Origin of the sequence: Chryseobacterium sp. P1-3 (assembly GCF_000738495.1) — a bacterium.
In the GTDB taxonomy this organism is placed as follows: Bacteria; Bacteroidota; Bacteroidia; order Flavobacteriales; family Weeksellaceae; genus Chryseobacterium; species Chryseobacterium gallinarum.
On the sequence record NZ_JPEQ01000004.1, the window covers coordinates 203,176 to 223,421 of the forward strand.

The window sequence follows — 20,246 nt, forward strand, 5'->3', positions numbered from 1 at the left end:
CTTGAACTTATAGTTTAAGAACCTTTTTTATATGTTAAATGTTAATGCAATTATGTTGCGTTATTTAAATTTATACTAACTTTGTCACTTAAATTGATTTAACATGGAAAATAAAAATTTTGAGGTCATTATTATAGGAGGAAGCTATTCCGGGTTATCGGCAGGCATGGCTTTAGGAAGATCACTAAGAAATGTATTGATTATTGATAACGGAAAACCATGTAACAGGCAGACTCCTTATTCTCATAACTTCATTACTCATGATGGAAAAGCACCGGGAGTTATTGCTGAAGAGGCAAAAGAGCAGGTGAAAAAGTATAGTACCGTTAAGTTTCATCACGGGACTGTTGTTGAGATTAAAAAAGTCTCTTCCGGTTTTGAAGTAAAAACGTCAGGTAATGAAGTATTTTTTGCTAAAAAACTGATTCTGGCGTCAGGAATAAAGGATATAATGCCCGATATCCCCGGTTTTTCAGAATGTTGGGGAATTTCTGTATTACATTGTCCCTATTGTCATGGATACGAAGTGAGAAATGAAAAAACGGGAATTCTTGCCAATGGAGAAATGGCTTTTGAATTTTCAAAGCTGATTTTTAATATGACTAAAGATCTGGCTTTATTTACCAACGGGCGATCCCTTTTAACAGATGAGCAGACTGGAAGACTTGCAAAAAATACTATAGATGTATTTGAAGATGAAATTGAAAGAATTGAACATACAAACGGATTTATTCGGGAGATTATTTTTAAAAGTGGTAAAGCCCATTCATTAAAGGTGTTGTACGCAAAAGTTTCCTTTGAACAAAATATTAATGTCACGGATCTAGGTTGTGAATTGACTGATCAAGGGTTTATTAAAGTGGATTTTATGCAGAAAACCAACATCCCGGGAGTTTTTTGCTTGTGGAGATAATGTGACAATGATGCGCTCTGTTGCTAATGCTGTTGCTCAAGGGAATTTTACCGGAGCAGTAGTCAATAAAGAGCTTTCAGAAGAAAATTTTTAGTATGCGTAATATAGATTATTATAACATGAGAGATATTGCTGATGAAACTTTATAAATAATAGAAGTCCGCTTTTATAAAAAAACAGACTTAAAATCATATTTCTCCATACCAACATCTCAATGAAAATTCCGTACATTTGGGGTGGAAAATTTCAAAAACTAAAAGTAAAATGGATATTATTTTCGACCTGATTGAAAAGGAAAGACAAAGACAAACCCACGGATTAGAGCTTATTGCATCAGAAAATTTTGTTTCTGAAAATGTAATGAAGGCAATGGGAAGTGTACTGACAAATAAATATGCTGAAGGATATCCCGGGAAAAGATATTACGGGGGATGCGAAGTCGTAGATGAGGTCGAAACGTTGGCAATCAACAGAGCTAAAGAACTTTTCGGAGTAGACTATGTAAATGTTCAGCCACATTCCGGATCTCAGGCGAATGCTGCCATTTATCTTGCTGTTTTGAAACCGGGAGATAAAATTATGGGAATGGACCTTTCTATGGGAGGCCACCTTACCCATGGTTCTGCTGTCAACTTTTCAGGGATTCAATATGAAGTAGTTTCTTACGGGGTAGAAAGAGAAACCGGTCTTATCGACTATAACCAAATGAGGGAAGTAGCGTTAAGAGAAAAACCTAAAATGATGATTGCAGGTTTTTCAGCCTATTCAAGAGATCTTGATTACGCTAAATTCAGAGAAATTGCTGATGAAATAGGGGCAACCCTTTGGGCGGATATTGCTCACCCGGCAGGTTTGGTAGCCAAAGGATTATTAAACTCTCCGTTTGAACACTGTCATGTAGTGACAACCACTACCCATAAAACATTGAGAGGGCCAAGAGGGGGTATGATCATGATGGGAAAAGATTTTGAAAATACCTACGGTCATAAAACTCCAAAAGGAGAAATTAAAATGATGAGTCAGGTATTGGATGGCGCTGTATTTCCTGGTATACAGGGTGGTCCTCTAGAACATGTAATTGCCGGTAAAGCAGTGGCTTTTGGGGAGGCTTTGGATCATCAGTTCGAAACGTATGCAAAGCAGGTTAAGTCCAATGCTCAGGCATTATCAAAGGCAATGATTGACAGAGGTTTTGATATCGTGAGCGGTGGTACCGATAATCACCTGATGCTTGTAGACCTTAGAAACAAAGGGGTTAATGGTAAAGAAACAGAAAAAGCACTGGTTCTTGCCGATATTACGTGTAACAAAAATATGGTTCCTTTTGATGATAAGTCGCCGTTTACAACGTCAGGGATCAGATTAGGAACTGCTGCCATTACAACAAGAGGTCTTAAAGAAAATGATATGGATACTATTGCAGGGTTAATCTCTGAAGTGGTAGATAACATCAAAAATGAAGAAGTACTTGCTTCTGTAAAAAAGAAAGTTAATGAGTTGATGGAAGGAAAAGCATTATTTAACTACTAATATTCATTACTATATTATATAGAGAATGAGCCTTGGCTCATTCTTTTTTTATCCACATGGAAAAGAAATCATTTACATTTGATGAGATTAAGCAGAAACTGGTGAACTACTGTGTTTACCAGGATCGTTGTCATGCAGAAGTGGAGCAGAAAATGAAAGAGTTTCTGCTGATTGATGAAGCAAAGGAAGAAATTTTGCTTTATCTGATGAAGGAAAATTATTTAAATGAAGAACGTTTTACCCGGAGCTATATCAGGGGGAAATTTTATATCAAGCATTGGGGTAAGACTAAGATAAAAATGCATCTCAGACAAAAACAGATTTCAGAGAAAATGATCAGCTCCTGTTTTGATGAAATAGATGAGGATGATTACAGGAAAACCATTGTGAGGATCTATGAGGATTATTCTTCCAAACAGAAAGGACTTAAAGAATATCAGAAAAAATCGAAAACGATAAAATATTTGATAAGCAGAGGCTTTGAATATGAGAAAATAAATGATATTTTTGACTGATCATTTAAAAATTCTAAACACATACAGATTGGAAGAAAAGAAAATTTGGTTGTCCCCTCCTCACATGGGAGGAAATGAGTTGAAATATATACAGGACGCATTTGATTCAAACTGGATTTCCCAGTATGGTTTGAATATTGATGAGTTTGAAAAAAAAAATTGAAGACTATCTGGGAAGCAACTCTTTTGTTACAGCCTTATCTTCCGGTACAGCTGCAATACATCTGGCTTTGAAGTTATTGAATGTCGGAGAAAATGATTTTGTTATTTGCCAGTCCTTCACTTTTGTTGCCTCTGCCAATCCCATTCTTTACGAAAAAGCAATACCTGTTTTTATTGATAGTGAAGCATCTACCTGGAACATGTGCCCGAATGCTTTGGAAGACGCTGTTAAATATTGTTTACAACAGGGAAAAAAGCCTAAAGCAATCATCACTGTTTCTCTATATGGAATGCCATTTATGGTGGATGAGATTCTTGAAATATCAAGACGGTATGAGATACCAATTATTGAAGATAGTGCGGAAGCTCTGGGAAGCCAATACAAGAATAAGCTTTGCGGTACTTTTGGAGACCTCTCCATTATCAGTTTTAATGGAAATAAGATCATTACCACTTCCGGAGGAGGAATTCTGATCTCCCGGACCTCATTTGACAAAACCAGGGCACTTTATCTTGCTACCCAGGCAAAAGAAAAGAAAGATTATTATCATCATTCAGAAATAGGCTATAATTACAGAATGAGCAATATTTCTGCTGGGATAGGAATAGGACAATTGGAAGTTCTGGAAGATAGAATTCAAAGAAGGAGGAATAATCATGATTTTTATCAATGTGTTTTTGAAAATTTTGATGAAATAAAACTTTTTGAAGAACCTAATGAAGATTTCTTTTCCAATTACTGGCTTAATACAGTCACCATTGAAGGAAATAATTGTATAATAACAAAAGAAAAGTTAAAGAAAATATTTTCTGAAAATAATATAGAAACCAGATATTTATGGAAGCCTATGCACTTTCAGCCGTTATATAAGAAATATAAATTCTTTGGAAGGGATCTCTCTGGTACGCTTTTTGGTAGTGGGTTATGTTTACCGTCAGGGTCTGATTTAACTGATGAAGACAAGGATAAAATAATGGATATTTTGATGAAAATTAAAATTTAAATTATTTTTAATTTTAAAACGATAGAAAGAATTTTATTTTAATTTTGCATTTGCTTTTAAGGCCAATTTTAATCTTGTACCAAAATATAAATATGAATACAAATAAAGACAATGTACAATTCTCTTAGAAAAAAAATATTTGGAGGAGATAATGTTGTCAATCTCTCAGACGTAAGATATTTGCCTAGATGGATAATACTTGTAATAGATATTATTATTCTGGTTATATCTTTATTCCTATCAACTTATATCATAGAAAAAATTACCCAAAGGGAATTTATTTATCATAATGACAAAAGTATCATTTTTGCTTTTATTATATTGATAAATACCATTTTTATGTATGTGTTCAAGACATACGCCGGAATTATCAGACACTCTACCTTTATAGACCTGTTTAAACTTTTTTGTTTCTTGTTTTTGTACTATGTTTGTTATTGGCACAATAAACATTGTATATTTCTGGATCACCGGAGGAAAGTTTATTCTTACACCTTATCTTGTACTATATTTTGTCATTTCCTTTATGGGATTATTTCTCTTTAGATTATATGTTAAAGAGTTTTTCCATATCGTAAGGGAATATAGAAGAAGTGCATTGAAAAAAAAGAATTCTGGTATTAGGAATAGACGAGCAATCTATTGCCATAGCAAGAGCCATTCTGGATAACCCGAATCTGCCATATCAGGTTGTAGGATTTTTAACACAAAGAACAGACTCTAAGAGAGCTTCACTTCTTGGGAAGCCAATTTATGCTAAAGAAAAAATTGAGCATAGTACTAAAGAGGATCTCGTTGTTGATGGTATTATCATTGTCAAGGAAATGATGGCTAAAGATGAAATGAATTCCTGGGTCAATTTATTTTTAGAAAAGGATCTTAATATCTTTAAAGCACCTTCCGTGCAAAAATTAAGAGATAGTGATCTGGGAGGTTCAATCAGAAATCTTCAGATTGAAGATTTGTTGAATAGAAAACCAATAAAAATAGAAAATGAAGAGGTTAAAAGCCGTCATTATGGCAAAACTGTATTAGTAACAGGTGGAGCGGGCTCTATTGGAAGTGAGATCGTAAGACAGGTTGCACAATTTACACCCTCACTAATTGTAGTATTAGATCAGGCTGAAACACCATTATATGATATTGAGCTTGAAATGAAAGACAAGTTTCCTCATATCAGGTTTAAGTTTGTTTTGGCAGATGTATCCAATATACATAGAGTAGAACCTTTATTTCAGACCTATAATTTTTCAATGGTTTATCATGCAGCAGCCTATAAGCATGTTCCATTGGTTGAAGAGAATCCTAATGAAGCAATACGTGTCAATGTTTTAGGATCGAAAAATATTGCACTTTTGTCTAGCCGATACAAAGTTAACAGATTTGTGATGGTTTCTACAGATAAGGCGGTAAACCCTACGAACGTAATGGGAGCTTCTAAACGGGCTGCGGAATTATTTGTTCAATCATTACAACATGTAGAAGGAAATACTACTAAATTTATTACTACCAGATTTGGAAATGTATTAGGGTCTAACGGTTCTGTTATTCCCTATTTCAAAAAACAAATTGAAGCAGGAGGACCGGTTACCATTACTCATCCGGATATTGTTCGGTATTTTATGACCATACCGGAAGCCTGTGAATTAGTTTTACAGGCCGGGACTATGGGAACAGGTGGGGAAATTTTTGTTTTTGATATGGGGGAGCCTGTAAAAATTTTAGATCTGGCAAGAAGAATGATAAAGCTATCAGGCTTTGAACCTAATATAGATATCAAAATTATTTACACGGGTTTAAGGCCAGGAGAGAAACTGTATGAAGAGTTACTAAGCGATAATGCGAAAACACTTCCTACTCATAACGAGAAAATTATGGTTTCTAAAGACCCTACAATGTCTTTTTCAGAAATAGATAATCTCGTTAATCAAATTACAGAAGCTTCTATAAAAAAAAGAAAAAGTAGAGGTCGTAAGAATATTGAAAACGATTGTTCCGGAATTCAGAAGTAATAATTCCATTTACGAAGCACTGGACAAATAGAAAAATAATAAATGTATATTTGTACAATTTTTAAAATACAATGAAAGGTAAAATATTAGCCATATCACTAGCTTTTTTGCTGGTTTCTTGTAAAACTAATCAGAATGCTCAGAATGATTTAAACTATATGCAAAATATAGAGCAAATTGCTATTGAATCATCTGCCAAGAATTCTGGTAATACAATACAGACGGGTGATCAATTGGTCATTATGATCACAGCAAAAGATATGGACGTTGTAAAGCCGTTTAATCAAAATTATTCTTCTTCTGAAGTAATTAATGGAAATAATTTTGCCGGGGGAAATACGCCCGGACAAGGGACTTCTACTATATCAGGACCTACATACATTGTGGATAGTAATGGAAACATAGATTTCCCGGTTATTGGTTCTTTAAATACAACAGGGAAATCTCTGGTAGAGTTTAAAGATGAATTAAAAGATAAAATAAGCCAATATGTTATTAATCCAACAATAAGTGTAAGGCTTGCTAATTTTAAAGTTACGGTTTTAGGTGAAGTAAACAAACAGGGAGATTATACAATTGCTAATGGACAGGCAACAATTCTGAATGCATTGGGACTTGCTGGAGATCTGACAATGTATGGTAAAAGAACAGATGTTTTGGTAATAAGAACTGAAAATGGTACCGTTACTCATGGTAGAGTTAATTTACAGGATGCCAACCTGATTAATTCTCCATACTATCATTTAAAACAAGGAGACGCTATTATTGTTTCATCAAATAAATCAAGGGATTTAACAGCTAAGCAGAATCCCAATACAGGACTTTATCTGACAGCCATCTCTATTGGAGTTACAGCTATTGCTGTCGTTATAAGTTTATTTAAAAAATAAAAATTAATTATACGTTCCCATTATATTTACAAAATTCTTAATTTTTTAATAGAATCACAAAAGAATGAAATCATATAGAATAGCTGTTATTGGACAAGGATATGTAGGGCTACCTTTGTCATTAGAGTTCGCAGAACATTATCCTGTTCTAGGTTTTGATATTAATGCAGAAAGAATTAATCAGCTTAATAACGGTTATGATATAACATTAGAAGCAGATACTGAAAAATTAAATGAGAGATTAAATCATTATAAAAAGTCAGATGGGAAAATTGGATATAAAGGAACAAATGACTTACACGAAATTTCAGATTGCAATATATTTATAGTAACAGTTCCGACCCCTATAGATAAATATAATGCTCCAGATTTAAAACCTTTACTGTCAGCTTCTAAAATGTTAGGGGAAGTTATTAAAAAAGGAGATATTATAATTTATGAATCTACTGTTTTTCCGGGATGTACTGAAGAAGAATGCGTTCCTATTTTAGAGAAATATTCTGGATTACAATTTAATAAAGATTTTTATGTAGGATATTCTCCTGAAAGAATTAATCCGGGAGATAAAATAAACACTTTGACAAGTGTAAAAAAGGTAACATCAGGATCCACCTGTGAAGTAGCAAATGAGGTAGACAATTTATATAAAAAGATTATTATAGCAGGAACTCACAAAGCGCCTAGTATTAAAGTTGCTGAGGCTTCTAAAGCTATTGAGAATGCCCAAAGAGATGTAAATATATCTTTTGTGAATGAGCTGGCTTTAATATTTGACAGAATGGGAATTGATACTAATGACGTTCTTGAGGCAGCAGGAACAAAATATAATTTCTTAAAATATAAGCCAGGTTTAGTCGGCGGACATTGTATTTCTGTAGATCCTTATTATTTAGCTCATAAAGCTGAGCAATTGGGATATCATCCGGATGTTATTTTATCAGGGAGAAGAGTGAATGATTCTATCGCAAAATTTATAGCCTCCAAAGTGGTAAAATTATTAATAGCCAAAAGTAATATTATCAAGAATTCACAGGCTTTAATTCTTGGGATAACTTTTAAAGAGAACTGTCCTGATGTCAGAAATACAAAAGTAATAGATATTTATAATGAATTGGTAGATTATGGAATTGAAGTCGATATTTTTTGATCCATGGGCCAATAAAATAGAAGTCAAACATGAATTCGGAGTTGATATTCTTGATCAGCTTCCGGAAAATAAAAAAATATGACTCTATTATCATTGCAGTATCTCATAAAGAATTTCTCACCTTAGATTTTGAGAAATTGAAAAAAGAAGATAGTGTTATTTTTGATACGAAAGCCTGTGTGGATAGAAGTTTGGTAGATGCAAGGCTCTAATATTTTGATTATAAAAACTAATTAAAACCTGTTGTTAAATATAACAACATAAAAAAATTGTAAAATTTAAAACTAAATAATGGATAATCCAGTTATTGACGAATCAGAAAAAGAAATTAATATCCAGGAAATTATAAAACCCTATTTAAGAAACTGGGTATGGTTTATTATTGTTCCACTCATATGTTTAGTGGCAACTTACTTTTATTTAAAATTTGTAACTCCTATATACAATATTCAGTCATCAGTATTGATAAAAGATGCCCAAAAAAATTCTCCCGTAAGTGGAGATTTTGGCGTTTTAAAGGATTTGTCCGGATTTGGTGGGATGGGAACGAATAGCATTGATAATGAGATTGAGATTTTCAAATCTAAAAAACTTATGTATGAAGTTGTAAAGCAGAATAATCTGCAGACCTCAATATATACAAAAGCTAAGATAAATGATAAAGAACTTTATAAAGATACTTCACCGATAATTATCCAGGTTATCAATGAAAAAGATTATGCAGAAAAAATCAATCCTGTGGGCATTAAAATTTCCGGACAGACTATTGTTTTAACAAGTGATAATTTCCCGGAAATTAAGGCACAGTTCAATAAAATGATTAGTCTTCCTTACGCAAATTTATTAATTATCAGGAATAAATCATATAAGCCTAAGTCTGCAGATGTGAGTAATATGTATTTTACTTATGCCCCCTTGGAAGATGCAGTGAATTATTTTCAAAAAATAGTAAATGTAAGCTTAGTCAATAAGGATGCAACAGTTATAGGATTATCATTAAAATACCCCAATATAGATAAAGCCAAAGATATCGTTAATACTTTGGTGAAAGTATATAACAATGATGCGATTAATGATAAAAATTCAGAGTCGCAAAAAACCAAAGACTTTATTGATGATAGAATAAATATTATATCAAAAGAACTGGGACAGGTTGAAAACGAAAAGGAACGTTTCAAGTCCAGTAATCAAATTACTGACTTGACTACAGAAGCTAAGATTAATCTTGAAACTTCTGCTGGGGCAAGAGCTAAACAGCTTGATTTGGAATCACAACTTGAGTTAACCAATGCTTTGATTGATTTTATGGGAAGACAGGGCAGTACTCAGATTTTGCCTGCTAATGTAGGTTTAAATAATCCAACTGCATCTGCAAATATTACAGCCTATAATCAGCTCGTTTTAGAAAGAAACAGATTGCTTGAAAATGCTACGCCGCAAAACCCTATAATCATTGATCTTAATAAACAAATCACTTCACTCAGAAGTTCCGTATTGGAAAACTTGGTGAAAAGTAGAACAGGATTGCAACTAGCTAAAAATCAATATCAAGGTGAACAGGACAAAATCAGTTCAAAAATCACCAAAATTCCTGTTCAGGAAAAAATGTTCAGGAGTATAGAAAGACAGCAGCAAATCAAAGAGAATTTGTATTTGCTTCTTCTGCAAAAAAGAGAAGAAACAGCAATTTCGCTAGCAGTTACAGCAAGTAAGGCTAGAATTATAGACTATGCTTATGCATCTCCTGGTCCTGTTGCTCCTAAAAAAATGCTTTTTCTGGGAGGCGCGTTGGTATTTGGACTTATTCTACCTTTTGCTTTTATTTACCTTAAAGAAATACTTAACAATAAAGTCAAAAGTAAACATGATCTGGAAAGGCTTTCTCATGCCCCTGTATTAGGAGAATTACCAAGTGTTTTAAAAGGGGAACCGGATATCGTACAGGTTAACGATATTTCACCAATGGCAGAGGCTTTTCGTATTTTAATTACAAATATGAACTTTCTATTACCTAAAAAGGATAAAGGAAAGGTTGTTTTTGTTACTTCTACAGTAAAAGGAGAAGGAAAAACCTTTATTTCTGTTAATTTGGCTTTAACCCTGGCAACTCCTAATAAAAAAGTGATCATTATTGGTTCTGATATACGTAATCCTCAGCTTCAGCGTTATAATACTGCTCGAAGAGGTCTGGTGGGTCTTACCGAATATTTGTATTCAGATCAGACAAAATTAGAAGATATAATACATGTCACTTCATTCAATCCGCATTGCGATGTAATTTATTCAGGAATGATTCCTCCAAATCCTACAGATCTACTGAGCAATGGAAGATATGAAAAGCTATTAGATGATTTGAAAACTAAATATGACTATATCATTATAGATACGGCTCCTTTGTTATTAGTTACAGATACGTTCTTATTTGCAGATTTGGCAGATGCTACAGTATATGTTACAAGGTCTAGATACACAGAGAAATCTCTTATTGAATTTGCCAATAGCAATATTGATAGTCATAAAATTAAAAATGTTGGTTTTGTTCTTAATGATGTAGATAAAAATTATTATGGATATGGGAATAAATATGGTTATGGTTACTCAGCTAAGGAAAAAAAACTGGCTGGAAAAAATTAAAGAGAGATTGTAATGCATAAAATTATTAATGTAATACTTTCAGGAGGAGTTGGTAGCAGACTTTGGCCTTTATCCAGAAAGCACAGGCCTAAACAATATCTGAATATTTTTGGAGATAAATCCCTTTTTCAGTTAACAGCTATTAGAAATATTAACCTATGTGATAATTTAATTGTAATAGGTAATACAGACAATTTTGAATTGTCTTCTGAGGCCTTAAAAGAGATTAATATAGACCGGTATGGTCAGATAATAGAAGCATCACCAAGAAATACTGCTGCAGCAATTGCTTTTGCTGCATTTTCTGCTGATAGAGATGATATTTTGCTCATTACACCATCAGATCATTTGATAGAAGATGAAGATGAATATGAAAGATCTGTTAATGAGGCAATTAATCTGGCAAAAAAAGATTCAATTGTCACCTTTGGATTAATTCCAACTAAGCCTGAAACTGGGTTTGGCTATATTCAGGTAAAAGGAAATAATGTATTAGGATTCAGAGAAAAACCTAACAAAGAAACCGCTCAGGAGTTTATATTGAATGGGAATTTTTTATGGAATTCTGGGATGTTTTGTTTTAAAGCCGGAATTTTTTTAGAAGAACTTAAAAAGTATCAGCCTGATGTTTATGCAAAATCAGAAATTGCTTTTAATGCAAAAAACGGAGATAGCCTTCCTCTTGAAGAGAGTATGGACATTCCGTCCATATCTGTAGATTATGCAGTAATGGAAAAGACAGATCGGCTTAAGGTTGTTAAATCAAATTTTAAATGGTCGGACATGGGATCTTTTGAATCTCTGTACAACTATTTAAAAATCAATGGTCATTCAACAGATGAGCATGGTAATATGGTGATAGGAACAAATATTCATACAGAATTTTTTAGGGATCAAAAAAAAGCATTCTGGTTGTTACACATGATGCTATTTTAGTTCTGAAAAGAGAAAAAGCTCAAAAAGTAAAAGATATTTATGAAACCATAGAAAATCAAAAATTGAAATAATATGGAGGCAAAAATTATCAATCTTCCAAAGATTATAGACAAAAGGGGTAATTTATCTTTTTTTGAGGGAGATAATCAGCTTCCTTTTAAAATTGCCCGAACGTATTGGCTATATGATGTCCCAGGAGGAGAAACCAGGGGCGGCCATGCTTTTAAAGAACAGCAAGAGTTTATTATAGCTCTTTCCGGAAGTTTTGATGTTATTATTCATAATGGAATTTCAGAACAGAGATTCTCTTTGAATAGATCATATTATGGACTATATATTCCTAATATGTATTGGAGGAAATTAGAAAATTTTTCGACTAATTCATTGGCTTTAATTGTGTCAGACAGATTATTTGATGATAGCGATTATATAAGAGATTTTGTTGAATTTAAAAACTTAGTCAATGGAGAGGTATAAAAAAAGCATCAGTATTTGATTGTGAAATAATTGATTTGCCTATTGTTCACAACGAATCCGGTAACATTACAGTGCTTGAAAATAAAAAAAAATATTCCTTTTGATATTAGGAGAATATATTACTTATATGATGTTCCAATGGGGGCAGAGCGGGGAGGCCATGCACACTATGAGCTTCATCAATATATTGTTGCGGCAAGTGGGTCGTTTAAATTTCTTTTAGATGATGGTGAAAATAAAAAAGAATTTTTTTTAAATCACCCTAATAAAGCTTTATATATTAAGCCGGGTATCTGGCGTGAAATGAAAGATTTTTCTAGTGGGAGTATTTGCCTTGTACTTGCCTCTATTGAGTACACTGAAGAGGATTATATTAGAAATTATAACGATTTTTTAAATTATAGAACAAATGGTTAAAATTCACCCACTCTCAGATGTTCAGTCCGAAAATATAGGGGATAACACTTCGGTTTGGCAATTTTCTGTAATTTTTTCAGGCGCAAGAATTGGGGAAAATTGTAATATTAATTGCCACGTATTTATTGAAAATGATGTGGTTATCGGAAATAATGTTACTATAAAATCTGGAGTTCAAATTTGGGATGGAATTACATTAGAAGATAATGTTTTTATAGGCCCAAATGTAACTTTTACTAATGATTTGGTTCCCCGTTCAAAACAATATCCGAAAGCATTTGAGAAGACATTCATCAAAAAAGGAGCTTCTGTTGGAGCTAATTCTACAATTATAGCTGGAAATGTTATTGGTGAAAATGCAATGATAGGTGCAGGAAGTGTTGTTACTAAAAAACATACCTCCGAATACCGTATGGTTTGGTAATCCGGCAAAACAGAAAGGAACAATTGATCAGAATGGTGTAATTACTTATTCTTAAAAAAATACGAAAAATGATTAAATTCTTAGATTTACAAAAAATAAATCTGGCTCATCAAGCCGAAATTGAAAATAGAATGCTTAATGCATTCCGTTCAGGATGGTATTTACAAGGTAATGAACTAAAAGCCTTTGAAAATAATCTGGCTCAATATATTGGTGTGAAGCATGCAATTGGCGTTGCAAATGGACTAGATGCACTTCGTTTAATTTTAAGAGGGTACATCGAACTTGGCATTATGAAACAAGGCGATGAAATTTTAGTGCCTTCTAATACTTATATTGCCTCTATTTTAGCTATTTCGGATAATGGTTTAATTCCTGTTCTTATAGAACCTTCAATAGATACTTATAACATTGATATTGACAAGGTTGAAGAGAAAATTACTGAAAGAACCAAAGGGATTTTAATTGTTCACTTGTATGGTCGGGTAGTTTATTCATCAAAATTAAAAGATATTGCAAAGAAACACAGCCTAAAAATTATTGAAGATAATGCACAGGCTATTGGTGCAAAATGGGAGGATACCAAAACAGGAAATTTAGGGGATGCTTCAGGCTTTAGTTTTTATCCTGGGAAAAATCTTGGTGCTTTAGGAGATGCTGGCGCAGTGACAACAAATGATGATGATCTTGCTGTAACTGTCAGAGCAATAGCTAATTATGGGTCTAATAAGAAATATGTGAATATTTATAAGGGCTTAAATAGCAGACTAGATGAGATTCAAGCCGCTGTTTTAGATGTGAAGCTACAATATATTGATGCTGAGAATGAAATAAGGAGAAGTATTGCCCAAAGATATGTTTCTGATATCCAGAATCCAAAGATTATTTTGCCTGACTTTCCTTCGAATAAAGAGGAGCACGTTTGGCATCTTTTTGTTATAAGAACAGAAAACAGAAACCTTTTACAAGAATATTTATTAGAAAATGGTATTCAAACCATTATTCATTATCCAATTCCTCCCCATAAACAGGAAGCGTATAAAGAATGGGAAGGATTATCATTCCCCATTTCCGAGAAAATTCATGAAGAGGTGTTAAGCCTTCCAATAAGCCCGGTCATGAGTAGTGATGACGTGAATAAAGTAATAAGTGTTCTTAATGCATTTTAATGTCAGAAGACAAATCATCATATAAACAGATTTTTAAAGCTACTTCAATTTTTGGAGGGGTGCAGGTTTTTAATATCCTAATTTCTATCATCCGTTCCAAATTCATTGCTGTATTGTTAGGTCCAACAGGGATGGGAATCGCTGGATTATTATTATCAACAGTTACATTAATGTCTTCTTTAACCTCTTTTGGCTTAGGAGTTAGTAGTGTTAAAGATATTGCAGCTGCCCATGAGAGCAAAAAGAACGAAGAGCTATTAAAAAATTTCCGCTATTTTAAATAAATTAGTTTGGATAACAGGTCTTTTAGGTACCGTCCTAACTTTAGTTTTATCACCTCTTTTATCCAAGCTTACTTTTAATAATTATGAATATACCTGGTCATTTATTCTATTATCAGGTACCTTGTTTTTGGGCCAACTTACTTTAGGAAAAGATGCCGTATTACAGGGAACAAGACAGCTAAAATGGCTGGCTTCAGCTAATATGGTAAGCTCAATTGTTTCATTAATAATCACCTTACCCTTATATTATTTTTACGGATTAAAGGGAATCGTTCCAGGGATGATCGTAATTTCCTGTTGTACATTAGTAATTACCCAATTTTTTTACGGTAAGCTCAAATTAGTTCTGCCACAGGTTTCAAAAAAAGAAACCTGGGAAAAAGGTAAATCTATGTTAAAAATGGGTTTCTTTTTGAGTTTAAGTGGTTTAATTATAACCGGATGTGCCTATATAATGAGAATTTTTATTACAAAAGTTGGAGGTTTAGCCGATGTTGGTTTTTACAATGCAGGTTTTGGAATTCTCAATTCTTATGTAGGAATTATTTTTACTGCAATGGCTACAGATTATTATCCACGTTTATCAGGAGTAATAAATGATAAGGTAAAATTTATTTCTGTTGTTAATCAACAGGGAAATGTAGCCTTGCTTATACTAGGTCCAATTCTCACCGCCTTTATAGTCTTTATTAATATTGCTATTATTATTTTATATAGTAAAGAATTCTTATCCATCAATCTGATGATACAATATTCAGCTATAGGATTTTTTTTTTAAAACTGCTTCATGGTTGTTGGGATTTGTTGTTTTAGCTAAAGGATCAACAAAATTATTTTTTAGATGTGAACTTGTGGCCAATCTTTACATTACCATCATGAATTGTGTGGGATATTACTATTGGGGATTACAAGGGTTAGGTATTTCATTTATTGTAGGCTACATTTTGTATTTATTACAAATGCTATATGTAACACAGAAATTTTATGGCTTTTATTTTGAGCCTTATTTTATAAAAGTATTTATAATTCAACTAGCTATTGCTTGTTTAGCACTCTGTTGCATAAGGTTAATTGATAATACTCTTGTTTCTTATATTTTAGGTAGTATATTGATTGCGATAACAATGGTTTTTTTCTTTATATTCTATAAATAAAATTATTAATGTTAAGGAGCTAATATCAAAAATAAAAAGAAAATAATTAATGATCCTTTTTGTAAATCAGAATTAATAGAAAATAGTAAAAAATGAATCCACTCGTTAGCATATTAATACCATCCTATAATCACTCAAGGTTTATAACAGAAACATTAAATTCCGTTAAAAAAGATACCTATACCAATAAGGAAATTGTTATAATAGATGATGGGTCTAAAGATGATTCTGTACAAGTTATACGCGAATGGATTAAAAATAATCCCGATAATAAGATTACCTTTATAAATAGGGAAAACAGGGGATTATGCGCTACTCTTAATGAATTATTAGAAAATGCTAAAGGAGATTATGTAGTGCTTGTTGCCAGTGATGATCTCCTTATAAATAATACAATTGCTGAAAGAGTGGATATTCTGCGCAATAGTGATAAAATGGTTCTTTTATCTGATGCTGAAGTTATAGATAGTCATGGAAATATAAGCCATCAAAGCGCATTATCAGATTTTCATAAAGCTGACAAGGACAAATATCGTGATGAACAAAATCTCTTAGATGAAATTATTTTCAATTTTTCAATTTCCGGAGCTGTTTTAATGGTTGATGTTAATATTTTTAAACTGATCGGAAAATATCCTGAAGATTTAAGAGCAGAAGATTTATATTTTTATATAAGTGCAGCAGCTAAAAATAAAATATTATTTTATGATAAAATAGTTTCAAAATACAGGATTCATGAAAGTAACACATCGGGAGTAAATCCGGAATTACTGCTTGCTGTATTAAAAACATATAAAAGATTATTTTTTAAAATTCCAGGTTTTACAAGAAAATTAAAACTCTTGAAACGTATGGCAGGGCTTTTTATAAAGACGCCAAATATTGCTAAAAAGTTATAAATTGAATAATATGATAAAGTTCTTGAGAATTATCAATTCATATAGATTGAAAATAATTTCGGACCTACGGGCTACCAAGAGGCAGATAGAATGGCGTTTCAATAATAAACATAATTCTACAACGCTTTCCCATAAGGTTAAAAATTCTGATATAATTAAAGTAGGAAATGAATCATATGGAGAAATTATAACAGAATCTTATGAAAATTCTCATGAGGGATTGCAAATAGGAAACTATGTCAGTATAGCAAGTAATGTAATATTTGTTTTAGGAGGTAATCACCAATTAAGTACTTTTACTTCTTATCCGCTAAAATCAATGTTTATAAAAAAACTCGCCGGAAGATGATGCCCAATCTAAAGGAACGATTATTGTTGAAGATGAAGTTTGGATTGGCAGTAATGTTATAATACTTTCAGGTGTAACATTAGGTAAAGGATCAATAATTGCAGCGGGGAGTGTTGTCACAAAGAGTGTGGAGCCATTTAGCATTGTAGGAGGGAATCCTGCTAAGATAATAAAGTTTCGTTTAAGCGAAAATTTGATTGAAAAAAGAAAGAAAAATTGATCTGTTGAAAATATCTAAAAAGGATATCATAGCGAATATAGATTTATTTTATTCAGAATTAACAGAAACTAACCTACAAGAAATAATAAACTTAGAGAAGGAATGATTTCAATAATTATAGTTAATTATAATACAATGCAACTCACCATTAATTGCATTGCAAGTATTTATAATTATACAAAAAATATAAATTTTGAAATAATTGTTGTTGATAATGCATCTTCAGATAATTCAGTACCCCAAATACGAGAAAAATTTCCTGATGTAAGAATTGTTGAGGCTGCTGAAAATTTAGGTTTTGGTAGAGCTAATAATTTGGGAGCTTCATTAGCAAAAGGAGAATATCTTTTTTTTCTTAATTCAGATACTGTTTTTGTTGAAAATTCTTTATTTAAAATATTAGATTTTTTTAATAAGAATGAAAATGATTTGAATATTGGGGTCTTAGGATGTTTGATGATCGATGAGAATAATGAAGTTAATGGTTTTGGGAGCACCTTCCCCAGTGTAGCGTCTTTCAACCGGGAAATTATAAAAAGTATCCCTATTGTAGGCAAATTTATAGAAAATAGTACAACTGACTACAATCTTAACCAAGAATACTTTGAAGTTGAATATGTCCTAGGTGCTGATATGTTCATGCGAAAAGCTTTATTTGATACAGTATCAGGTTTTGATCCTAACTATTTTATGTATTATGAAGAAAGTGATTTACAACTCATAATTTCCAGATCTCAATATAAAAACTATATTTTTACTGGTACGAAAATAATTCACTTAGAGGGAGGTTCTTTTACTGAAAAAAAGAAGATTTCAAATTTTAAAAGAATAATTGTCCATACAAGTAGGGTTTACTATGCTAAGAAAAATTTCCCTAAAGATTATTATAAGTTTAAAATACTGGATATTAGTAAGTTACTTTTGAGTATTTTTAATTATAAATATAGGTTTACAGAAAATTTAAAGTATATCACAGATATAATTAAGAAATATTAATTTATGAAAATAGCAATATTAGGAAGTAAGGATTATGATAGCTTAGAGTTTCATATTCATGATTCACTTAAACATTTAGGGCATCAGATTTTCCACATTGATATTAAAGATGTGGTGAAAATTCCTTATCGTTATAATTATTGGGGAAGAAAGTTATTTATTAAATACGATGAATATGTGTTTGGAAAAATAGCAAAGCGTATTGTAGACGAAACTCCTGATTTAGTTATTTGTACATATAGGTTTATCCATCCAAAATGTATAGAATTTATCAAAAAGCAGCTTAAAAGCACATTGGTAATACATATCAATCCGGATCAATTAACAACTTTAGAACATCAGCAGATTTTTATATCTCCATATGATGCTTATTTTACAAAGGATCCGTTTATGATAAATTTTATGAAAAATAAAATGGGACTAAATACTTTTTATTTTCCTGAAGCATTTAATGAGCGGGTACATAATTTCGATGTTAAAAGTAAAAAAGACTTAGAAGAAAGAATAAATATTGATGTCGTGTGCTTTGGAACAATGTATCCCTACAGAGCCAGAATGGTGGAAAAATTGATTGATGCAAAAATAAATGTTAAGCTTTTTGGAACACCAGACAGAAGATTTCCTCTGAATAAAATAAATGCCAAATTTCAAAATGAATTTATTACCGGAAGTAGGAAAGCTGAAGTTCTGTTAGGATCCAAGATTGTATTTAATAATTTTCATTATGCTGAAGTTCAGTCCGTGAATGCTAAATTTTTTGAAATTGCCGGTATTGGTGCTTTTCAGATTTGTGATTATAAACCTACATTAGAAGAATACTCAATTATTCCTCGTGAAAAATTTACTTTCAATACAATTGATGAATCTATCGAATTGATTAAATATTATTTGAATCATCAAGAAGAAAGACACACATTGGCTGATATACAGAAAAAACATTTTCTGCAGAACCACACTTATGATATAAGGATGAAACAATTGTTTGATTTACTAGGAGTTTAATGGAGGTTTATATTATATTTTCAATAATTCTTTTTATATTTTCCTTTTTAGAAATTTTTAAATTAACAAAAGGAAAACTAAAAAACGTATTTCTATTTGTTTCATTTTTAGGGGCCGTTTTAATTATTGGTGGTCGGTGGTATACAGGAACGGATTGGTTTGTTTATGAATATTTGTTCCACGAATCTAAGTCGATAGATGATGTACTTGAAATATGGAGTACTGAAATTGGTTACGGAATTTTAACCTGGCTTGTAAGATCTGTTACAGATAATTACTCAGTCTTTTTGTTTATCCATGCGATTATTTTTTATGGATTATTAATTACTTCATTTAAAAAGATTGTACCCTATCCACAAACCGCTTTTTTTTACTACTTTTTATCAAATCTGGGTTTTGTAGGCTCAAACAGACAATTATTAGGTGTTGTTTTCTTGCTTTTTGGAATAAGCTTTTTACTTAATGAAAACAAGAAAAAGTTTATTATATTATTGATAAGCAGTTTTAGTTTTCATGCAACAGCTTATTTGGGAAGTGTTTACTTCTTTTTAAATAGGTATCTTTCAAAGATAACTATTATTTTAGGTATCTTGCTTGCCTTTGCTTTTGGTATCTCACCAATCCCTTTAAAAGTCTTTGGTTCGTTAGGGGCTCTTAGTGATCATTTTATGACTAAAACTGAAGACTATTTAAGCAGTGCTAAGTCTGATGCAGCCTCCTATGGATTAACTGTTATGGGAGCGTTTAAAAGACTTTTATTTTTCTTTCTTTTTTTTGCTCTCAGAGAAAAGCTCATTCCCCGGTTTAAAAACTATAATTTATTCTTTAATGGATATTGGGTTGGAATTTTAATTTATTTATTTTTCTCCAATTCATTAACTGTAATGGTAAGTAGAGGAAGTTTATATTTTAATCTCATGGAGTGCTTGTTAATTTCTTCTATTTTTATTATTCTGAAAAAACCAACAAACAAGTTTCTGTTTTTAATAATTGTATATATCCTTGGAATAGTATTAATGTACCAGTCAATTGGGGGATACCCTGACTTATTTGATCCATATAAAGGTATTTGGTATAATACAGATTATTTTAGAAAAATGCATTAAAAATAA

General features: G+C 31.9%; 18 protein-coding genes and 3 pseudogenes. All 21 read left to right on the forward strand.

The window, feature by feature from the left end:
- The first annotated feature begins 103 nt into the window (after nucleotides 1–103).
- The 21 genes and pseudogenes from HX13_RS03685 (at nucleotide 104) to HX13_RS03785 (ending at nucleotide 20,240) form a co-directional block, all read left to right on the forward strand.
- Nucleotides 104–913 (forward strand): NAD(P)/FAD-dependent oxidoreductase, encoded by an 810-nt coding sequence (locus HX13_RS03685; protein ID WP_316931229.1) that lies wholly within the window; start codon nucleotides 104–106, stop codon nucleotides 911–913.
- A 264-nt stretch (nucleotides 914–1,177) separates the two neighbouring features.
- Nucleotides 1,178–2,443, forward strand: coding sequence for a serine hydroxymethyltransferase (glyA, locus tag HX13_RS03690; protein ID WP_050019950.1), 1,266 nt, complete (start codon nucleotides 1,178–1,180; stop codon nucleotides 2,441–2,443).
- Between the two features lie 50 nt (nucleotides 2,444–2,493).
- A complete protein-coding gene (locus HX13_RS03695; protein WP_394331972.1) occupies nucleotides 2,494–2,958 on the forward strand; it encodes a regulatory protein RecX in 465 nt (154 codons plus the stop codon).
- Nucleotides 2,942–4,124: pseudogene (locus HX13_RS03700) on the forward strand (DegT/DnrJ/EryC1/StrS family aminotransferase). The gene HX13_RS03695 and the pseudogene HX13_RS03700 overlap by 17 nt, the downstream one beginning before the upstream one ends.
- Before the next feature lie 111 nt (nucleotides 4,125–4,235).
- A pseudogene (locus HX13_RS03705) lies at nucleotides 4,236–6,167 on the forward strand (polysaccharide biosynthesis protein).
- A gap of 40 nt (nucleotides 6,168–6,207) precedes the next feature.
- Nucleotides 6,208–7,026 (forward strand): polysaccharide biosynthesis/export family protein, encoded by an 819-nt coding sequence (locus HX13_RS03710; RefSeq protein ID WP_050019951.1) that lies wholly within the window; start codon nucleotides 6,208–6,210, stop codon nucleotides 7,024–7,026.
- A gap of 64 nt (nucleotides 7,027–7,090) precedes the next feature.
- Nucleotides 7,091–8,385: pseudogene (locus tag HX13_RS03715) on the forward strand (nucleotide sugar dehydrogenase).
- A gap of 79 nt (nucleotides 8,386–8,464) precedes the next feature.
- Entirely contained in the window at nucleotides 8,465–10,807 is a 2,343-nt protein-coding gene (locus HX13_RS03720) for a GumC family protein (RefSeq protein ID WP_050019952.1), read from the forward strand.
- A gap of 12 nt (nucleotides 10,808–10,819) precedes the next feature.
- On the forward strand, nucleotides 10,820–11,743 hold the full coding sequence (locus tag HX13_RS03725) for a mannose-1-phosphate guanylyltransferase (protein WP_316931231.1): 924 nt from the start codon (nucleotides 10,820–10,822) through the stop codon (nucleotides 11,741–11,743).
- Between the two features lie 72 nt (nucleotides 11,744–11,815).
- Nucleotides 11,816–12,220, forward strand: a complete 405-nt coding sequence (locus HX13_RS03730) for a sugar 3,4-ketoisomerase (protein ID WP_050019953.1) — start codon at nucleotides 11,816–11,818, stop codon at nucleotides 12,218–12,220.
- Between the two features lie 75 nt (nucleotides 12,221–12,295).
- Entirely contained in the window at nucleotides 12,296–12,637 is a 342-nt protein-coding gene (locus tag HX13_RS03735; RefSeq protein WP_316931232.1) for an FdtA/QdtA family cupin domain-containing protein, read from the forward strand.
- On the forward strand, nucleotides 12,630–13,061 hold the full coding sequence (locus HX13_RS03740) for an acyltransferase (protein WP_050019954.1): 432 nt from the start codon (nucleotides 12,630–12,632) through the stop codon (nucleotides 13,059–13,061). The genes HX13_RS03735 and HX13_RS03740 overlap by 8 nt, the downstream gene beginning before the upstream one ends.
- A gap of 68 nt (nucleotides 13,062–13,129) precedes the next feature.
- A complete protein-coding gene (locus HX13_RS03745; RefSeq protein ID WP_050019955.1) occupies nucleotides 13,130–14,230 on the forward strand; it encodes a DegT/DnrJ/EryC1/StrS family aminotransferase in 1,101 nt (366 codons plus the stop codon).
- A complete protein-coding gene (locus HX13_RS03750) occupies nucleotides 14,230–14,514 on the forward strand; it encodes an oligosaccharide flippase family protein (protein ID WP_050019956.1) in 285 nt (94 codons plus the stop codon). The genes HX13_RS03745 and HX13_RS03750 overlap by 1 nt, the downstream gene beginning before the upstream one ends.
- Nucleotides 14,515–14,524: 10 nt before the next feature.
- A complete protein-coding gene (locus HX13_RS03755; RefSeq protein WP_238555116.1) occupies nucleotides 14,525–15,292 on the forward strand; it encodes an oligosaccharide flippase family protein in 768 nt (255 codons plus the stop codon).
- A 468-nt stretch (nucleotides 15,293–15,760) separates the two neighbouring features.
- Complete coding sequence (locus tag HX13_RS03765; RefSeq protein WP_050019959.1) at nucleotides 15,761–16,567, forward strand: glycosyltransferase; 807 nt, start codon at nucleotides 15,761–15,763, stop codon at nucleotides 16,565–16,567.
- Between the two features lie 10 nt (nucleotides 16,568–16,577).
- Nucleotides 16,578–16,916 carry a hypothetical protein gene (locus HX13_RS03770; RefSeq protein WP_128572181.1) on the forward strand — a complete coding sequence of 113 codons (339 nt, stop codon included), beginning with the start codon at nucleotides 16,578–16,580 and terminating at the stop codon, nucleotides 16,914–16,916.
- A 22-nt stretch (nucleotides 16,917–16,938) separates the two neighbouring features.
- Nucleotides 16,939–17,136 (forward strand): DapH/DapD/GlmU-related protein, encoded by a 198-nt coding sequence (locus tag HX13_RS21850; RefSeq protein WP_316931260.1) that lies wholly within the window; start codon nucleotides 16,939–16,941, stop codon nucleotides 17,134–17,136.
- A gap of 102 nt (nucleotides 17,137–17,238) precedes the next feature.
- Nucleotides 17,239–18,132, forward strand: coding sequence for a glycosyltransferase family 2 protein (locus HX13_RS03775; RefSeq protein ID WP_050019961.1), 894 nt, complete (start codon nucleotides 17,239–17,241; stop codon nucleotides 18,130–18,132).
- 3 nt (nucleotides 18,133–18,135) lie between these two features.
- Entirely contained in the window at nucleotides 18,136–19,134 is a 999-nt protein-coding gene (locus HX13_RS03780; RefSeq protein WP_050019963.1) for a glycosyltransferase, read from the forward strand.
- Nucleotides 19,134–20,240, forward strand: a complete 1,107-nt coding sequence (locus HX13_RS03785; protein WP_050019964.1) for an EpsG family protein — start codon at nucleotides 19,134–19,136, stop codon at nucleotides 20,238–20,240. Before HX13_RS03780 ends, HX13_RS03785 begins: the two co-directional genes overlap by 1 nt.
- Nucleotides 20,241–20,246: the final 6 nt, after the last annotated feature.

Coding starts and splice junctions, on each gene's coding strand:
- HX13_RS03685 (WP_316931229.1), top strand. CDS start 104: ATGGAAAATAAAAATTTTGAGGTCATTATTATAGGAGGAAGCTATTCC.
- glyA (WP_050019950.1), top strand. CDS start 1,178: ATGGATATTATTTTCGACCTGATTGAAAAGGAAAGACAAAGACAAACC.
- HX13_RS03710 (WP_050019951.1), top strand. CDS start 6,208: ATGAAAGGTAAAATATTAGCCATATCACTAGCTTTTTTGCTGGTTTCT.
- HX13_RS03720 (WP_050019952.1), top strand. CDS start 8,465: ATGGATAATCCAGTTATTGACGAATCAGAAAAAGAAATTAATATCCAG.
- HX13_RS03725 (WP_316931231.1), top strand. CDS start 10,820: ATGCATAAAATTATTAATGTAATACTTTCAGGAGGAGTTGGTAGCAGA.
- HX13_RS03730 (WP_050019953.1), top strand. CDS start 11,816: ATGGAGGCAAAAATTATCAATCTTCCAAAGATTATAGACAAAAGGGGT.
- HX13_RS03740 (WP_050019954.1), top strand. CDS start 12,630: ATGGTTAAAATTCACCCACTCTCAGATGTTCAGTCCGAAAATATAGGG.
- HX13_RS03745 (WP_050019955.1), top strand. CDS start 13,130: ATGATTAAATTCTTAGATTTACAAAAAATAAATCTGGCTCATCAAGCC.
- HX13_RS03750 (WP_050019956.1), top strand. CDS start 14,230: ATGTCAGAAGACAAATCATCATATAAACAGATTTTTAAAGCTACTTCA.
- HX13_RS03765 (WP_050019959.1), top strand. CDS start 15,761: ATGAATCCACTCGTTAGCATATTAATACCATCCTATAATCACTCAAGG.
- HX13_RS03770 (WP_128572181.1), top strand. CDS start 16,578: ATGATAAAGTTCTTGAGAATTATCAATTCATATAGATTGAAAATAATT.
- HX13_RS03775 (WP_050019961.1), top strand. CDS start 17,239: ATGATTTCAATAATTATAGTTAATTATAATACAATGCAACTCACCATT.
- HX13_RS03780 (WP_050019963.1), top strand. CDS start 18,136: ATGAAAATAGCAATATTAGGAAGTAAGGATTATGATAGCTTAGAGTTT.
- HX13_RS03785 (WP_050019964.1), top strand. CDS start 19,134: ATGGAGGTTTATATTATATTTTCAATAATTCTTTTTATATTTTCCTTT.